At 55.8% G+C, this 14645-nt stretch carries 14 protein-coding genes; 1 reads left to right on the top strand and 13 read right to left on the bottom strand.

The annotated features are described in order from the left end of the window. Positions 1-249 precede the first annotated feature (249 nt). The 4 genes from nadD to leuS are packed head-to-tail and all read right to left on the bottom strand — an operon-like array spanning position 250 to position 5105. Positions 250-915: a nicotinate-nucleotide adenylyltransferase gene (nadD, locus tag LLF79_RS09030; protein WP_032622886.1), complete on the bottom strand. Its 666-nt coding sequence runs from the start codon at positions 913-915 to the stop codon at positions 250-252. Continuing rightward, positions 908-1939 (bottom strand): DNA polymerase III subunit delta, encoded by a 1032-nt coding sequence (gene holA, locus LLF79_RS09025; RefSeq protein ID WP_039024429.1) that lies wholly within the window; start codon positions 1937-1939, stop codon positions 908-910. The genes nadD and holA overlap by 8 nt, the downstream gene beginning before the upstream one ends. Continuing rightward, a complete protein-coding gene (gene lptE, locus LLF79_RS09020; RefSeq protein ID WP_008501042.1) occupies positions 1939-2508 on the bottom strand; it encodes an LPS assembly lipoprotein LptE in 570 nt (189 codons plus the stop codon). Before lptE ends, holA begins: the two co-directional genes overlap by 1 nt. A 14-nt stretch (positions 2509-2522) precedes the next feature. Further along, positions 2523-5105 (bottom strand): leucine--tRNA ligase, encoded by a 2583-nt coding sequence (gene leuS / locus LLF79_RS09015; RefSeq protein WP_063417929.1) that lies wholly within the window; start codon positions 5103-5105, stop codon positions 2523-2525. A gap of 214 nt (positions 5106-5319) precedes the next feature. On the opposite strand from leuS, the gene LLF79_RS09010 reads away from it, so the two are divergent. Continuing rightward, positions 5320-5802, top strand: coding sequence for a zinc ribbon-containing protein (locus LLF79_RS09010; RefSeq protein WP_023617134.1), 483 nt, complete (start codon positions 5320-5322; stop codon positions 5800-5802). A gap of 64 nt (positions 5803-5866) precedes the next feature. Here the strand turns inward: LLF79_RS09010 and rihA are convergent, their stop codons facing one another. The 9 genes from rihA to LLF79_RS08965 form a co-directional block, all read right to left on the bottom strand. Then, the gene (gene rihA, locus LLF79_RS09005) at positions 5867-6805 is read right to left on the bottom strand and encodes a pyrimidine-specific ribonucleoside hydrolase RihA (protein WP_008501045.1); all 939 of its coding nucleotides are present in this window, start codon (positions 6803-6805) and stop codon (positions 5867-5869) included. A 120-nt stretch (positions 6806-6925) separates the two neighbouring features. Continuing rightward, the gene (locus LLF79_RS09000) at positions 6926-7651 is read right to left on the bottom strand and encodes an amino acid ABC transporter ATP-binding protein (RefSeq protein WP_014883001.1); all 726 of its coding nucleotides are present in this window, start codon (positions 7649-7651) and stop codon (positions 6926-6928) included. Continuing rightward, positions 7648-8325, bottom strand: a complete 678-nt coding sequence (gene gltK, locus LLF79_RS08995) for a glutamate/aspartate ABC transporter permease GltK (protein WP_008501047.1) — start codon at positions 8323-8325, stop codon at positions 7648-7650. Before gltK ends, LLF79_RS09000 begins: the two co-directional genes overlap by 4 nt. Beyond that, positions 8325-9065, bottom strand: a complete 741-nt coding sequence (gltJ, locus tag LLF79_RS08990; RefSeq protein WP_008501048.1) for a glutamate/aspartate ABC transporter permease GltJ — start codon at positions 9063-9065, stop codon at positions 8325-8327. The genes gltK and gltJ overlap by 1 nt, the downstream gene beginning before the upstream one ends. A 155-nt stretch (positions 9066-9220) precedes the next feature. Next, positions 9221-10126 carry an amino acid ABC transporter substrate-binding protein gene (locus LLF79_RS08985; protein ID WP_008501049.1) on the bottom strand — a complete coding sequence of 302 codons (906 nt, stop codon included), beginning with the start codon at positions 10124-10126 and terminating at the stop codon, positions 9221-9223. 400 nt (positions 10127-10526) lie between these two features. Further along, positions 10527-12065 (bottom strand): apolipoprotein N-acyltransferase, encoded by a 1539-nt coding sequence (gene lnt / locus LLF79_RS08980; protein WP_021242575.1) that lies wholly within the window; start codon positions 12063-12065, stop codon positions 10527-10529. 5 nt (positions 12066-12070) lie between these two features. Continuing rightward, positions 12071-12949: a CNNM family magnesium/cobalt transport protein CorC gene (corC, locus tag LLF79_RS08975; protein ID WP_021242574.1), complete on the bottom strand. Its 879-nt coding sequence runs from the start codon at positions 12947-12949 to the stop codon at positions 12071-12073. Positions 12950-13038: 89 nt separating this feature from the next. After that, complete coding sequence (gene ybeY, locus LLF79_RS08970; protein ID WP_008501052.1) at positions 13039-13506, bottom strand: rRNA maturation RNase YbeY; 468 nt, start codon at positions 13504-13506, stop codon at positions 13039-13041. Then, positions 13503-14549 (bottom strand): PhoH family protein, encoded by a 1047-nt coding sequence (locus LLF79_RS08965; RefSeq protein WP_008501053.1) that lies wholly within the window; start codon positions 14547-14549, stop codon positions 13503-13505. The genes ybeY and LLF79_RS08965 overlap by 4 nt, the downstream gene beginning before the upstream one ends. Between the last annotated feature and the right edge of the window lie 96 nt (positions 14550-14645).

Raw genomic sequence — 14645 nt, 5'->3', positions numbered from 1 at the left:
GAGATTGTAAAACGTTGAATTCGTAGCCAGACAGTATACCTGAACTCATGCCTGTATCGGGACAAAAGTCTCCGGTCGGGCTTTTGAAGGCGGGTATCATCCCACCCTCTGCCTGAGATTGCATCGCCATTTTTGTAAAACAATTTCTGTAAAGCAATCATCGGCGGGAAAGTCTGGCAGCGGAGAATAACAGTATGGCTTACCCTGTCAAGGCAGGATAAACAATAAGCCGCTTTTTATGCTCTCCGGCTATTCATCTGCGCTTTTCTGATACAAACCATGCGTATGGATATAGGCCAGCACCGGTGCGGGGAGCAGATCGTCACACGCTAAACCCTGCTGTAAGCGCTCGCGAATGAGGGTCGCAGAGATATCGAACCACGGCGTTTCGGCCAGATAAATCTTCCCGGCAGGCTGAGTGTGAAGATCTTCAACATTGGCGGTGAGATGATCTTCCAGCCACTGCTGGTACTGCGCTTCGCGCATGGTCAGCGGATAGCCAGGACGGCGGCAGACGAGCAGGTGGCTGTTCTCCAGGATGGTTTCATATTTATGCCATGTGGGGAAGTTCAGCAGGGAGTCCTGTCCGATGATAAAAGCCAGCGGCTGGTCTGGACCTTGTTCTGTGCGCCATTCCTGAAGCGTCTGCGAGGTCCAGGAGGGCGTATCGCGACGCAGCTCACGCTCGTCAAGCCGGAAGAGCGGCTTATCTGCGATGGCCAGGGCAAGCATCTCTTTTCGCTGCTCGCTGGTCGCCTCAGGCTGTGGACGATGGGGCGGGACATTATTCGGCATGATGGTGACGCGCTGAAGGCCGATCAGATTCGCCAGAATTTCAACCGGCTTCAGATGCCCGTAGTGTACCGGGTCGAAGGTGCCGCCATACAGGGCCTGTAAAGAGTGCATACTATCCATCAATAAAAACGTCTGCCAGCGCCTTGTGGCAGAGCAGCAGGGAAAGGCTTTCCAGCTCTGCCCAGACCGACTGGCCGTAATCTTGTTTTAACGTGAGTTCGGCGCGCATCAGAAGCTGTACCGCCTGGCGAAGCTGTTCATGACTCAGACGGTTGATGGCCTCGGAAGTCAAAGCCCGGCGATTTTGCCACACCCGGTGTTTATCAAACAGCGAACGCAAAGGCGTATGGGCAGACTGACGCTTGAGCGTAATCAGCAGCAGCAGTTCGCGCTGCAGCGTACGCAGCAGAATGACCGGTTCGCTCCCTTCGAGGCGCAGCTGCTGCAGAATATGCAGGGCGCGTTTACTTTTTGCCGACAGCAGCGCGTCCACCCAGTGGAACGGCGTGAAGTGCGCCGCGTCGTTAACGGCCTGCTCGACGCGCGGCAAGGTCAGCTTGCCGTCCGGCCAGAGCAGGGAGAGTCTGTCCAGCGCCTGCGCCAGGGCCAGCAGGTTACCTTCATAGCAGTAGCAGAGCAGCTGGTTCGCCGCATCATCCAGCTGAAGGTTGTGCTGCTTCGCTCTCGCGGCGACCCATTTAGGCAGATGCGCCTGCTCAGGCGTCTGACAGGTGACCAGCACCGCGTGGGGCGCGAGCTGGGTAAACCATGCCGCGTTTTCCTGCGCTTTGGTCAGCTTGTTGCCACGCACAATCAGGATCAGATCGCTGTGTAAGAGGCTGACCAGCGTAGCGAGCTGCTCGTTCATCGCCGCGTTAGGCCCGTTTTCCGGCAGCAGGATCTGAATTGTCTGGCGCGATGCGAACAGGCTCATCGCCTGACAAAGCGAGAAGAGGGCGTTCCAGTCGGTATTGTTATCCAGCTGGACGGTGTGGTGTTCATCAAAGCCCTGCGCGGCGGCGGCATGCCGCACGGCATCCAGGCTTTCCTGAAGTAATAACGGATCGTTTCCAAGAAGCAGATACGCCGCGCGCAGCCCTTCATTGAGCTGCGCGCGGAGTTGTTCAGGATACAGCCTGATCATCATTTACCCAGAGAGTTAGCAGCAGGAAGCGTGCCATCAACCGGTTTATCAACAATGTCAGATCCTTGTTTGGTTGACGCTGCAATACTTGGCAGTTTACGGATCAGCTGTTCCGCCGCCTTGTCATACATTTCGTTGATGATAATCTGCTGTTCGGCATCTTTTGCCAGCGCCGTCTGCGGGTTATCGAAGAACGAACGGTACACTTTCGTGCTGATCGGATAGATGTCTTTACCCGGGATCAGGACTGCCGCGTTGACCGTCAACACCATTTGATACTCTGCGGTACGGCCATCCTGGAAGATAGACGCAGTGTCTCTCGACAGACCACTTCCTGTCACACGCAGAGACGGTACGTCCTGACGCAGCGTCTGTTTCTCAACAAGCTCAACGCCGTTCAGACGCAGCTGATTGCGAATTGCCCGGCTGAGTGGACCGTTCGGATCTCCGGAATCAAAGATCATGGTTTTCATCTGAGCAGGCACCGCCGTGGTATTGCGCAGGTGCCAGCCGCAGCCAGCGGTGACAAGCACCGCCAGAGATAAGAGTATTGTTGCCAGTTGTCGCACGTTTCCTCCCGCGCTTAGCCAACGACCAGATTCAGCAGTTTACCCGGTACGTAGATCACTTTACGTACGGTAACGCCCTCAAGATATTTAGCGACCAGTGGTTCCTGGCCCGCGCGCTCGCGAACCTGTTCTTCGGTTGCATCGACCGCCACGGTAATTTTACCGCGGACTTTACCGTTCACCTGGACCACGACCAGCGTGGTGTTTTCCACCATCGCGGCTTCGTCAGCCTGCGGCCACGGCGCGTTGTCGATATCGCCTTCGCCTTTCAGCTCCTGCCACAGGGTAAAGCTAATGTGCGGCGTGAACGGGTTCAGCATGCGAACGACGGCCAGCAGCGCTTCACGCATTAAGGCACGATCCTGCTCGCCGTCCTGCGGGGCTTTCGCCAGCTTGTTCATCAGTTCCATAATAGCCGCAATTGCGGTATTGAAGGTCTGACGACGACCAATATCATCGGTCACTTTCGCAATGGTTTTATGAACGTCACGACGCAGCGCCTGCTGATCTTCAGTCAGGGCAGCAGCGTTCAGCGCCGGGGCATCGCCCAGTGAGGTGTGCTCGTAAACCAGCTTCCAGACGCGTTTCAGGAAGCGGTTTGCGCCTTCCACGCCAGACTCCTGCCATTCCAGCGTCATGTCTGCCGGAGAGGCAAACATCATGAACAGACGCACGGTATCCGCACCATAACGCTCAACCATCACCTGCGGGTCGATACCGTTGTTTTTCGACTTGGACATTTTGCTCATGCCGGTGTAGACCAGCTCGTGACCTTCAGCGTCTTTCGCCTTCACGATACGGCCCTTCTCGTCGCGCTCAACGATCGCGTCAACCGGAGATACCCAGTTACGCTCGCCGTTTGCCCCGACGTAATAGAAGGCATCCGCCAGCACCATGCCCTGGCACAGCAGCTGTTTTGCAGGTTCGTCAGAGTTCACCATGCCCGCATCGCGCATCAGCTTGTGGAAGAAGCGGAAGTAGAGCAGGTGCATGATGGCGTGTTCGATACCACCGATGTAGATATCTACCGGCAGCCAGTAGTTCGCTGCTTTGGAATCCAGCATGCCGTCCTGATACTGAGGACAGGTGTAGCGAGCATAGTACCAGGATGACTCCATAAAGGTGTCAAAGGTGTCGGTTTCGCGCAGCGCGGGCTGACCGTTGACGGTGGTTTTTGCCCACTCAGGATCGGCTTTGATCGGGCTGGTGATACCGTCCATGACCACGTCTTCCGGCAGGATCACCGGCAGCTGATCTTCCGGCGTTGGCATCACGGTGCCATCTTCCAGCGTCACCATTGGAATTGGCGCACCCCAGTAACGCTGACGGGAAACGCCCCAGTCGCGCAGACGGAAGTTAACTTTACGCTCGCCCACGCCAAGGGAGGCCAGCTTGTCGGCGATAGCGTTGAAGCCCTCTTCGAAGCTCAGACCGTTGAACTCGCCGGAGTTGAACAAGGTCCCTTTTTCGGTCAGCGCTTGTTCGGACAGGTCTGGTTCAGAACCGTCAGCCGTCAGAATAACAGGCTTGATGGTCAGGCCATATTTAGTGGCAAATTCATAGTCGCGCTGGTCGTGACCTGGAACAGCCATCACGGCGCCTGTGCCGTATTCCATCAGTACGAAGTTGGCGGCCCAGACAGGGATCGCTTCGCCCGTCAGTGGGTGAATGGCCTTAAAGCCGGTATCAACCCCTTTTTTCTCCATCGTTGCCATATCGGCTTCGGCCACTTTCGTGTTGCGGCACTCGTCGATGAAGGTAGCCAGTTCCGGATTGTTTTCTGCCGCTTTCTGCGCCAGCGGGTGTCCTGCGGCCACGGCCAGGTAGGTCGCGCCCATGAAGGTGTCCGGACGGGTGGTGTAGACGGTCAGGGTCTGGTCGTAGTTCTCAACGTTGAAGGTAATTTCCACGCCTTCAGAACGGCCGATCCAGTTGCGCTGCATGGTCTTAACGGTATCTGGCCAGTGGTCCAGATTATCCAGATCGTTCAGCAGCTCATCAGCGTAAGCGGTGATTTTAATAAACCACTGCGGGATCTCTTTACGCTCTACTTTAGTATCACAGCGCCAGCAACAGCCATCGATAACCTGTTCGTTTGCGAGAACGGTCTGGTCATTCGGGCACCAGTTAACGGCAGAGGTCTTCTTGTACACCAGGCCTTTTTTGTACAGCTCGGTGAAGAATTTCTGTTCCCAGCGGTAATATTCCGGGGTACAGGTTGCCAGCTCGCGGCTCCAGTCATAGCCAAAGCCCAGCATTTTGAGCTGGTTTTTCATGTACGCGATGTTGTCGTACGTCCACGGTGCCGGCGCCGTATTATTTTTGACCGCCGCGCCTTCCGCAGGCAGACCGAACGCATCCCAACCGATGGGTTGCAGAACGTTTTTGCCCAGCATGCGCTGGTAGCGCGCAATCACATCACCGATGGTGTAGTTACGCACGTGGCCCATGTGTAGTCGACCAGAAGGATAGGGAAGCATCGACAGGCAGTAATACTTCTCTTTGCTCTCGTCTTCGGTTACTTCAAAGGTGCGCTTCTCGTCCCAGTGTTGCTGGACTTTTGATTCTATCTCTTCCGGGCGGTATTGCTCTTGCATGGCAGCCAGTGGTCCTGTGTTCAATACAGCTACAAATGTAGCCAATGGATGTGGTAATTCAGATCCGCATAGCATAGCCCAAACGCCCGCGTCAAAACAGCCTTTCGCACAAATGCGCTTTGCAGGAATTTACCGGGTCTGTGCTTCACCTGACAAAGCGGCGCTTAAATAAGGTCTATTATTAGAAATAGTTACTTACCCGGGAGGCAAAATGATGAACAAGGTTGCTCAATTTTACCGCGAACTGGTGGCGACACTGACGGAACGGCTGCGTAACGGCGAGCGTGATATCGACGCGCTGGTGGAGCAGGCGCGTGCCCGCGTGTCGCAAACGGGTGAGTTAACGCGAACCGAAGTGGAAGAGGTGACCCGCGCCGTGCGTCGCGATCTGGAAGAGTTCGCGCGCAGCTACCAGGAAAGCCAGGAGGAGGTCACGGACAGCGTTTTCATGCGGGTGATCAAAGAGAGCCTGTGGCAGGAGCTGGCCGATATCACCGATAAAACGCAGCTGGAGTGGCGTGAAGTCTTTCAGGATTTAAACCACCACGGTGTGTACCACAGCGGTGAAGTGGTCGGGCTGGGAAATCTGGTGTGCGAGAATTGCCACCATCATATTGCGGTGTATACGCCGGAGGTCCTGTCGCTGTGTCCGAAATGCGGCCACGATCAGTTCCAGCGTCGGCCGTTTGAGCCCTAGGTAAAAGCGCAGGTTTGCGCCCTCTCCCCGTGGGAGAGGGCCGGGGTGAGGGCATCAGGCCGCACTACGCACTATAGTAAGCCAGTCTCTCCGCCAGCAAATCCACAAACGCCTCACGGTCAATATCCACCATCACCGTGGTATTCGGTTTATTCCCCGTCAGCGAGTAGTAGTCCACCACCGTCATCCCCTGGGTGTATTTCCCCTGCGTTTCGACGCCAACCCACCTGTGGACTGTGGTAAACATCTCCGGTTTTAACAGCCAGGCAATGGTGCACGGATCGTGCAGCGGCGCGCCGTGGAATCCCCATTTCTCGGCTTTGTGATACTCCATAAAGAAGTCGAGCAGCTCAGCCACGGTTGTGGCGACCGGATTGCCAACGGAGCGGAAGCGCTCAATGTCGTCTGCCATAATCTGCGCGCGATGCGTCACATCCAGCCCTGCCATCACAACTGGCAGGCCCGACTGGAAGACGATCTCCGCTGCTTCCGGATCGACAAAAATGTTGAACTCTGCGGAAGGCGTCCAGTTTCCCAGGCCCATAGCCCCGCCCATGATGACGATACGAGCGATTTTGCTGTGCAGTTCAGGATGGCTGTTCAGCAGCAGCGCGACGTTGGTTTGCGGTCCCGTTGCCACCAGAGTGACGGGTTCCGCGCTCTCGCGCAGCACCTTTGCCATCAGCTCCACGGCGGTGCAGCTTTGCGGCGTGAAGCCAGGTTCCGGCAGCGCCGGACCGTCCAGCCCGCTTTCGCCATGCACGTTATCCGCAATAATTAATTCACGCATCAGGGGCTTGAGGGCGCCGCCGGCGACAGGAATATCCGTGCGCTTGAGCAGCGTCAGCATGCGCAAAACGTTACGCAGGGTTTTATCCGGCGTCTGGTTTCCGGCAGAAGAGGTGACGGCTTTGACGTCGAGCTCGGGGGAGGCAAGTGCAAGGACGAGCGCGATCGCGTCATCATGACCCGGGTCGCAATCGAAAATTATAGGTTGTGCCATAGCGTTCTCCATTCATAGCGTTATTTTGTGACAAGGTTAACGCTGCAATGGGGCACGGACGAGAAGAAGTGAGCGAAAGCGTGAGGCAGTGCGCAATCCGCAGATTGCGCACCGAGAAGATTAGTGCAGGATTTTGGCGAGGAAATCTTTCGCACGTTCCGATTTCGGGTTGGCGAAGAACTCCTCTTTCGGGGAATCTTCGACAATTTTCCCTTCGTCCATGAAGATCACGCGGTTGGCCACCTTGCGGGCGAAGCCCATTTCATGGGTCACCACCATCATGGTCATCCCTTCGTGCGCCAGCTCGACCATCACGTCCAGCACTTCGTTGATCATCTCCGGATCGAGCGCCGACGTGGGCTCGTCAAACAGCATCGCCACGGGATCCATGCACAGCGCACGGGCGATCGCCACACGCTGCTGCTGGCCGCCGGAAAGCTGTGCCGGGAACTTATCGGCATGCGCAGAGAGGCCAACGCGTTCCAGCAGTTTCAGGCCTTTCTCGCGCGACGCTTTTTTATCACGCTTGAGCACTTTCACCTGGGCCAGGGTCAGGTTCTCAATAATGGAGAGGTGAGGGAACAGCTCAAAATGCTGGAACACCATGCCAACGTGAGAGCGAAGCTGAGCAAGATTGGTTTTCTTGTCGTTGACTTTGGTGCCGTTGACGACGATCTCACCCTGCTGGACCGGCTCCAGTCCGTTAACGGTTTTGATCAGCGTCGATTTACCGGAACCGGACGGCCCGCACACCACTACCACGTCGCCTTTTTTCACTTCGGTGGAGCAGTCGGTCAGCACCTGAAAGTGCCCATACCATTTAGAAACATTTTTCAGGGAAATCATTGTACCGTCCTTTTCTTCAGCCAGCTGACCAACAGCGACGCGCTTAAACTAATCACAAAATAGACCGCTCCCGCAAAGAGCACCATCTCAACCTGCGTACCATCACGCTCACCGATGGTGGACGCGGTACGGAAGAAGTCTGCCAGGCTAAGCACGTAGACCAGGGACGTATCCTGGAACAGCACAATTCCCTGGGTCAGCAGGAGCGGAACCATGGCGCGAAACGCCTGCGGCAGAATAATGAGCTGCATGGACTGCCAGTGCGTCATCCCCAGCGCCAGCGCGGCGCTGGATTGCCCGCGGGAGATACTCTGAATGCCCGCACGGATAATCTCCGAGTAGTAAGCGGCCTCAAACATCGAGAACGCCACCATCGCCGAGATCAGACGGATGTCGGTTTTCGGCGACAGACCCAGCACGTTTTGCAGGAAGCCGGGCACGATCAGGTAAAACCACAGCAGCACCATTACCAGCGGGATGGAGCGGAACACGTTAACGTAGGCGGTCGCAAACCAGGCGAGCGGCTTAAAGCTCGACAGGCGCATAACGGCCAGCAGGGTGCCCCAGACGATACCGACGATAATGGCAATGACGGTGATTTTTAAGGTAATCATCAGTCCATCAAGCAGGTAAGGCATGGATGGAACGATAGAACTCCAGTCAAATTCGTACATTATTTGCCCCCCATGTTGCCCGGCAGGCGAATTTTGCGTTCAACCAGGTTCATCACCAGCATGATGAAAGCGTTAATCAGAACGTAGGCGAGCGTGATCGCGGTGAAGGATTCCCACGCGTGAGCGGAGTAATCCAGCAGCTTGCCCGCCTGCGCGGCCATATCGACCAGGCCGATGGTCGAGGCGATGGCCGAGTTTTTCACCAGGTTCATCATCTCGGAGGTCATCGGTGGAACGATGACGCGGTAGGCGTTAGGCAGCAGCACGTAGCGGTAGGTTTGTGGCAGGGTTAACCCCATCGCCAGACCCGCATTTTTTTGTCCGCGGGGTAATGACTGAATGGCGGCACGCACCTGCTCGCAAACGCGCGCAGCGGTAAACAGCCCCAGACACATCATGGAGGAGACAAAGAACTGCACATTCGGATCCAGTTCCGACTTGAACCACATGCCAATATTTTCCGGCAGCAGTTCCGGGATAACCAGATACCAGGTAAAGAATTGCACGATCAGCGGAACGTTACGGAACAGTTCCACGTACAGGGTGCCGAGTGTTGAAAGAAAACGGTTAGGGACGGTGCGCAGAATACCGAACAGAGAACCGACAAGAAACGCGATGATCCACGCCGTTATCGATAATGCCACGGTGACCTGAAAGCCGCTCCACAGCCAGCCAAGATAGGTGGTGTTGCCGAACGGGGCTTGTTGCAGGAATATGCCCCAGTTCCAGTCGATTGACATAATAAACTCCAGAAAAAAAAGGGTAGCAGCGCTACCCTCGAAGATTGGTGAGAAGCTCATTTTTCGCGCTGAGTGGGGAACGACCACTCAACGTATAGTCTGTCCATGCTTCCCGACAATCGAGAGGGCAGGAGATCCCGCCCCTGTTGTTCTAATTAGTTAAGAGCCTTGTCATTTGGAGATTTGAACAGCGCTTTCATGTCGTCAGACAGTTCAAAATTCATGTTCAGGTTTTTTGGTGGAATCGGGTTCTTGAACCATTTGTCGAACCATTTTTCCGCTTCGCCTGAGGTCTGCACCTGGGCGATGGTGTCATCGATCAGCTTTTTGAACTGCGGATCGTCTTTACGCAGCATACAGCCGTAGGCTTCTTTCGACTGCGCGGTACCGACGATATCCCAGTTGTCTGGTTTCTTCGCTTTCGCACGCTCGCCTGCCAGCAGGGCGTCGTCCATCATAAACGCGACGGCACGACCGCTTTCCAGGGTACGGAAGGAGTCGCCATGGTCTTTCGCGCTGATGATGCGCATATCCATTTTCTTCTCGTCGTTCAGCTTGTGCAGCAGCACTTCAGACGTGGTCCCGGAGGTGACAACGACCGCTTTCCCTTTCAGGTCAGCGAAGTCTTTGATCTCACCGCCTTTCTTCGTCAGCAGGCGGGTGCCCACAACAAAGATGGTGTCGGAGAAGGCAGCCTGCTTCTGACGCTCGAGGTTGTTGGTGGTGGAGCCACACTCGAAGTCAAAGGTGCCGTTTTGCAGCAGCGGAATACGGTTCTGTGAAGTGATGGGGATCAGCTTCACCTGCAGGTCAGGTTTGTTCAGCTTTTTCTTCACAGCTTCAACGATGGCGTTGGAGTAATCCTGTGAATAGCCCACGACTTTTTGTGTGTTGTCGTAGTAAGAGAACGGGACAGAAGATTCACGGTGGCCGACCACGATAACGCCGTTTTTGGCAATCTTGTCGAGAGTGCTGCCTGCTGCCGGAGCGTCTTCAGCGTGAACCACGCCTGCGGACATCCCCATAACCAGCATTGCTGTGGCCAGTTTACGTAATTGCATACCCAACTCCTTTTTTATCAGCGCCAGCGACGCATTGATACCCATTGTGATGTTGTTATATCTCGCGCAATGCGAGTGCAGTGTTATGCAAGCTTGTTAACATTTAGTCTGGCTTAATGTAAAGATTTTGCTGCGTTATTGTTTATTTTTGCGAAGCACGCCGCACCATTCAGAGGCAAATATCTCCCGTTGCACCGTTTCGGTGCTACCGATGATCTACGCTGGTGCGACAAGGTTGCACAGTAAGCCAAACTGCGTTTACCTGAATAAACAAAGCAATAGGCGTGCCAGAATTGAAGTCCGGAGGGAATTGTCGGGTGGCGCTGACGCTTACCCGACCTACAAAAGCGAAACAGTAGGCCGGGTAAGCGTCAGCGCCACCCGGCAGGAAGAGGAGGGATTATCGACGACGCTGGCGCAGGCTCATCAGCACCGCGCCAAAGCCGAACAGCGCGGTCAGGATCCACAGCGGCCAGTTGCCGGTGCGGGCGTACGGCGTCAGCCCGGTGGTAGGAGTGACGTTGGTGGTCAGCACTTCTCGGGTGAACTGCGGGATCATGGCCTGGATTTCACCCTGCGGACCAATCACGGCGGTGATGCCGTTGTTGGTGCTGCGCAGCAGCGGACGGGCCAGCTCCAGGGAGCGCATGCGTGCCATCTGGAAGTGCTGCCACGGGCCGATTGATTTACCAAACCAGGCATCGTTAGAGATGGTCAGCAGATAGTCCGTATCCGGGCGGAAGTTGTCGCGCACCTGCTCGCCGAGAATGATTTCGTAGCAGATGGCCGCCGTCAGGGCTGCGCCGTGCGCATGCAGCTGAGGCTGAACGTACGGTCCGCGGCTGAAGGAGGACATCGGCAGATCGAAGAACGGGGCCAGCGGGCGAAGAATTGACTCCAGCGGCACAAATTCACCAAACGGCACCAGGTGGTTCTTGTTGTACCGGTCAGTGGAGTGGTAGCTGTATTCGCTGTCTTTGCCGAGCGTAATGATGGTGTTGTAGGTGTCGTAGCGGTTCTGCTGATTCAGACGCGCATCGACAATCCCGGTGATCAGCGTACTGCCACGCGAGAGCAGCAGGTCGTTCATCATGTTAAGGAACGGCTGCTGGTTGATCTCCAGATCGGGAATAGCAGACTCCGGCCAGATAATCAGCTGCGATTTACCCATCACCTCTTCGGTGGCGTTGGCGTAGATCTTCAGCGTATTCAGCAGTTCTTTCTCGTCCCACTTCATCGACTGCGGGATATTCCCCTGCACCATGGAGACCTGCATGGCGCGCGCGGGCTCCGGCGTGAACCACTGGATATAGCGCAGCGGGAAGGGCAGGGCGAACAGCACCAGCGCCACAGCCAGCGGTTTCCAGCATCGTGAAACCAGCGCTAATACCAGCAGGCCGCTAACGACCATCAGCAGGAAGTTAATGGCCTCAACGCCCATGACCGGCGCCAGGCCTTTCAGCGGGCCGTCAATCTGACTGTAGCCGAACTGCAGCCACGGGAAGCCGGTCAGCACCCAGCCGCGCAGGAATTCGGTGATCTGCCAGACCACCGGCGCGGCAATGGCGACGCGCAGCCAGGTGGTTTTGGGCCACAGGCGAGAAAGGATGCCGGCGAACAGACCGGTATAGAGCGAGAGATACGCGGCGAGCAGTACCACCAGGAAGACGTTTACCGGGCCCGGCATACCGCCAAACTGGGCGATGCTGACGTAGACCCAGTTAATACCTGAGCCAAACAGCCCCAGTCCCCAGAAGTAGCCGATAGCGGCAGCCTGTACCGGACGACGATTCAGGGTCAAACCCTGAAGCCCCATCAGGGAGAGAATGGCCGCAGGCCAGATATCGTAAGGAGAAAAAGCCAGCGTACCGCTGGCTCCGAGTAACAGCGCCAGCAGCAAACGGACGCGCTGGCGTTCAAGCAATGGGGCAAATGCCATTTACATTAATCTTCCAGTTTTGGCACCGGTGAGTCGTCCGGCGTTCTGACGTGAACCTGTATAATACGTCGGCTGTCGGCCATGGCTACTTTGAACTGGTAACCGTCGATGTCAACGGTCTCTCCGCGCGCCGGGAGGTGGCCAAAGGCCTGCATCACCAGCCCGCCAATGGTATCGACCTCTTCATCGCTGAAGTGGGTCCCGAAGGCGTCGTTGAAGTCCTCAATGGAGGCCAGCGCCCGCACGGTCCAGGTGTGGCGGCTGAGCTGACGGAAGTCGATATCCTCTTCTTCGTCATACTCATCTTCGATTTCGCCCACGATCAGCTCAAGGATATCCTCGATCGTGACCAGACCGGAGACGCCACCAAATTCATCAATAACAATCGCCATGTGGTAACGCTGAGAGCGAAACTCTTTCAGCATCCGATCCACACGTTTACTTTCCGGCACAACCACGGCCTGGCGTAACACTTTTTCCATGCTGAAGGCTTCGGCATCGCTGCGCATAAACGGCAGCAGATCTTTCGCCATCAAAATCCCTTCGATGTGATCTTTGTCTTCGCTGATGACCGGGAAACGCGAGTGGGCGGATTCGATGATGACATCGAGACACTCGTCCAGCGTCTGGTTACGTTTCAGGGTGATCATCTGCGAGCGGGGAATCATGATATCGCGAACGCGCTGGTCGGCGATGTCCATAACCCCTTCGAGCATTTCGCGCGTATCTTCGTCGATAAGGTCGTTTTGCCCGGAATCACGAATCAGCTCCAGCAGTTCATCACGGTTTTTCGGTTCGCCGTGGAAAAGCTGGTTCAGAATGAGGGAGAAAAATCCCTTTTTACTGGTTGTCGTGTCGCTACTGTGTGAATTGTCGTCGCTCATGGCGTTTGTTAAGGGTTCTCTTGTTAGTTCAATGTTTACCGCCACGCGATGTCCTTTCGTGGCGGCAGGTGAGTCAGTCCGGTGACTGACTATTCTTTCTCGGCAATGTACGGATCCTCATAGCCCAGAGCAAGCATTATCTCTGTCTCGAGGGACTCCATCTCTTCCGCTTCGTCGTCTTCAATATGATCGTAGCCGAGCAGATGCAGGCTGCCGTGTACCACCATGTGCGCCCAGTGGGCTTCAAGAGGTTTCTGCTGCTCTTTAGCTTCCTGTTCAACCACCTGGCGGCAGATGATCAGATCGCCCAACAGCGGCATCTCGATGCCCGGCGGGGCTTCGAACGGGAAAGAGAGCACGTTGGTTGGCTTATCTTTCCCGCGATAGGTCAGGTTAAGCTCATGGCTTTCTGCTTCATCCACCAGGCGAATCGTGACTTCTGATTCTTCCTGAAACTGGGGGATAACGGCATCCAGCCATTTCTGAAACTGTGCCTCATCTGGCATGCCGGAATTGTCTTCACAGGCCAGCTGTAAATCGAGGATCACCTGACTCATTTCTGTTCTTGCTCCTGCGCTTCGCGCTTACGTTCTGCGGCCAGTTCGGCCTTACGCTTCTGATCTGCCTCTTCCCAGGCTTCATAAGCGTTAACGATACGCGCGACCACCGGGTGGCGTACCACGTCTTCACTGTGGAAGAAGTTAAAGCTGATTTCATCGACCTCGGCCAGCACTTCGATGGCGTGGCGCAGGCCCGATTTGGTGCTGCGCGGCAGATCGATCTGCGTGACGTCGCCGGTAATCACCGCTTTCGAGTTAAAGCCAATACGCGTCAGGAACATTTTCATCTGTTCGATGGTGGTGTTCTGGCTCTCATCGAGAATGATGAACGCATCGTTCAGCGTACGGCCGCGCATGTAGGCGAGCGGGGCCACTTCGATCACGTTACGCTCAATGAGCTTCTCGACCTTCTCAAAGCCCAGCATTTCGAACAGCGCATCGTATAAAGGACGGAGATACGGGTCGACCTTCTGGCTCAGATCGCCAGGCAGGAAGCCCAGTTTTTCACCGGCTTCAACGGCAGGGCGGGTCAGCAGGATACGCCGGATTTCCTGACGCTCCAGCGCATCGACCGCCGCGGCAACGGCCAGATAGGTTTTACCCGTACCCGCCGGCCCCACGCCGAAGGTGATGTCGTGGTCGAGAATATTGGCGATATACTGCGCCTGGTTTGGCGTACGCGGCTTGATGACGCCACGCTTGGTCTTAATGTTGATCGCCTTGCCATAGTCCGGCACGCTCTCCGCGCTCTGCTCAAGCACGCGCGCCTCTTTAATGGCGAGGTGAATCTGCTCCGGTTCGATATCCTGAATTTCGCCGCGCATGGGGGAGGTGTCGACATACAGACTACGCAGAATGTCCGCAGCGGCGTTGACGCAGATAGGGCGTCCGGTGAGTTTGAAATGATTATCGCGACGATTGATTTCGATACCCAGACGTCGCTCCAGTTGTTTGATGTTGTCATCAAACGGCCCGCACAGGCTCAGCAGGCGAGCGTTGTCTGCTGGCTCAAGGCTAATTTCACGCGTATCTATGTTCAAACTGTTCCTCTTTGATTGGTTAACTGATCCGTTGCGACAGGCGTAATAAAACGGTCATTACCGAAATTATTCACGCCACAGAATAAAGGCGCAAGC

Source organism: Enterobacter cloacae complex sp. 2021EL-01169, from assembly GCF_020733125.1.
Classification (GTDB): domain Bacteria; phylum Pseudomonadota; class Gammaproteobacteria; order Enterobacterales; family Enterobacteriaceae; genus Enterobacter; species Enterobacter roggenkampii.
Note: the sequence above shows the minus strand (reverse complement) of the source record. Positions and strands in the feature narration are given on the sequence as shown.

Excerpts from the sequence above, each read along its gene's own strand:
- nadD (WP_032622886.1), bottom strand. The coding sequence starts at position 915 with ATGGATAGTATGCACTCTTTACAGGCCCTGTATGGCGGCACCTTCGAC.
- holA (WP_039024429.1), bottom strand. The coding sequence starts at position 1,939 with ATGATCAGGCTGTATCCTGAACAACTCCGCGCGCAGCTCAATGAAGGG.
- leuS (WP_063417929.1), bottom strand. The coding sequence starts at position 5,105 with ATGCAAGAGCAATACCGCCCGGAAGAGATAGAATCAAAAGTCCAGCAA.
- LLF79_RS09010 (WP_023617134.1), top strand. The coding sequence starts at position 5,320 with ATGAACAAGGTTGCTCAATTTTACCGCGAACTGGTGGCGACACTGACG.
- rihA (WP_008501045.1), bottom strand. The coding sequence starts at position 6,805 with ATGGCACAACCTATAATTTTCGATTGCGACCCGGGTCATGATGACGCG.
- LLF79_RS09000 (WP_014883001.1), bottom strand. The coding sequence starts at position 7,651 with ATGATTTCCCTGAAAAATGTTTCTAAATGGTATGGGCACTTTCAGGTG.
- gltK (WP_008501047.1), bottom strand. The coding sequence starts at position 8,325 with ATGTACGAATTTGACTGGAGTTCTATCGTTCCATCCATGCCTTACCTG.
- gltJ (WP_008501048.1), bottom strand. The coding sequence starts at position 9,065 with ATGTCAATCGACTGGAACTGGGGCATATTCCTGCAACAAGCCCCGTTC.
- LLF79_RS08985 (WP_008501049.1), bottom strand. The coding sequence starts at position 10,126 with ATGCAATTACGTAAACTGGCCACAGCAATGCTGGTTATGGGGATGTCC.
- lnt (WP_021242575.1), bottom strand. The coding sequence starts at position 12,065 with ATGGCATTTGCCCCATTGCTTGAACGCCAGCGCGTCCGTTTGCTGCTG.
- corC (WP_021242574.1), bottom strand. The coding sequence starts at position 12,949 with ATGAGCGACGACAATTCACACAGTAGCGACACGACAACCAGTAAAAAG.
- ybeY (WP_008501052.1), bottom strand. The coding sequence starts at position 13,506 with ATGAGTCAGGTGATCCTCGATTTACAGCTGGCCTGTGAAGACAATTCC.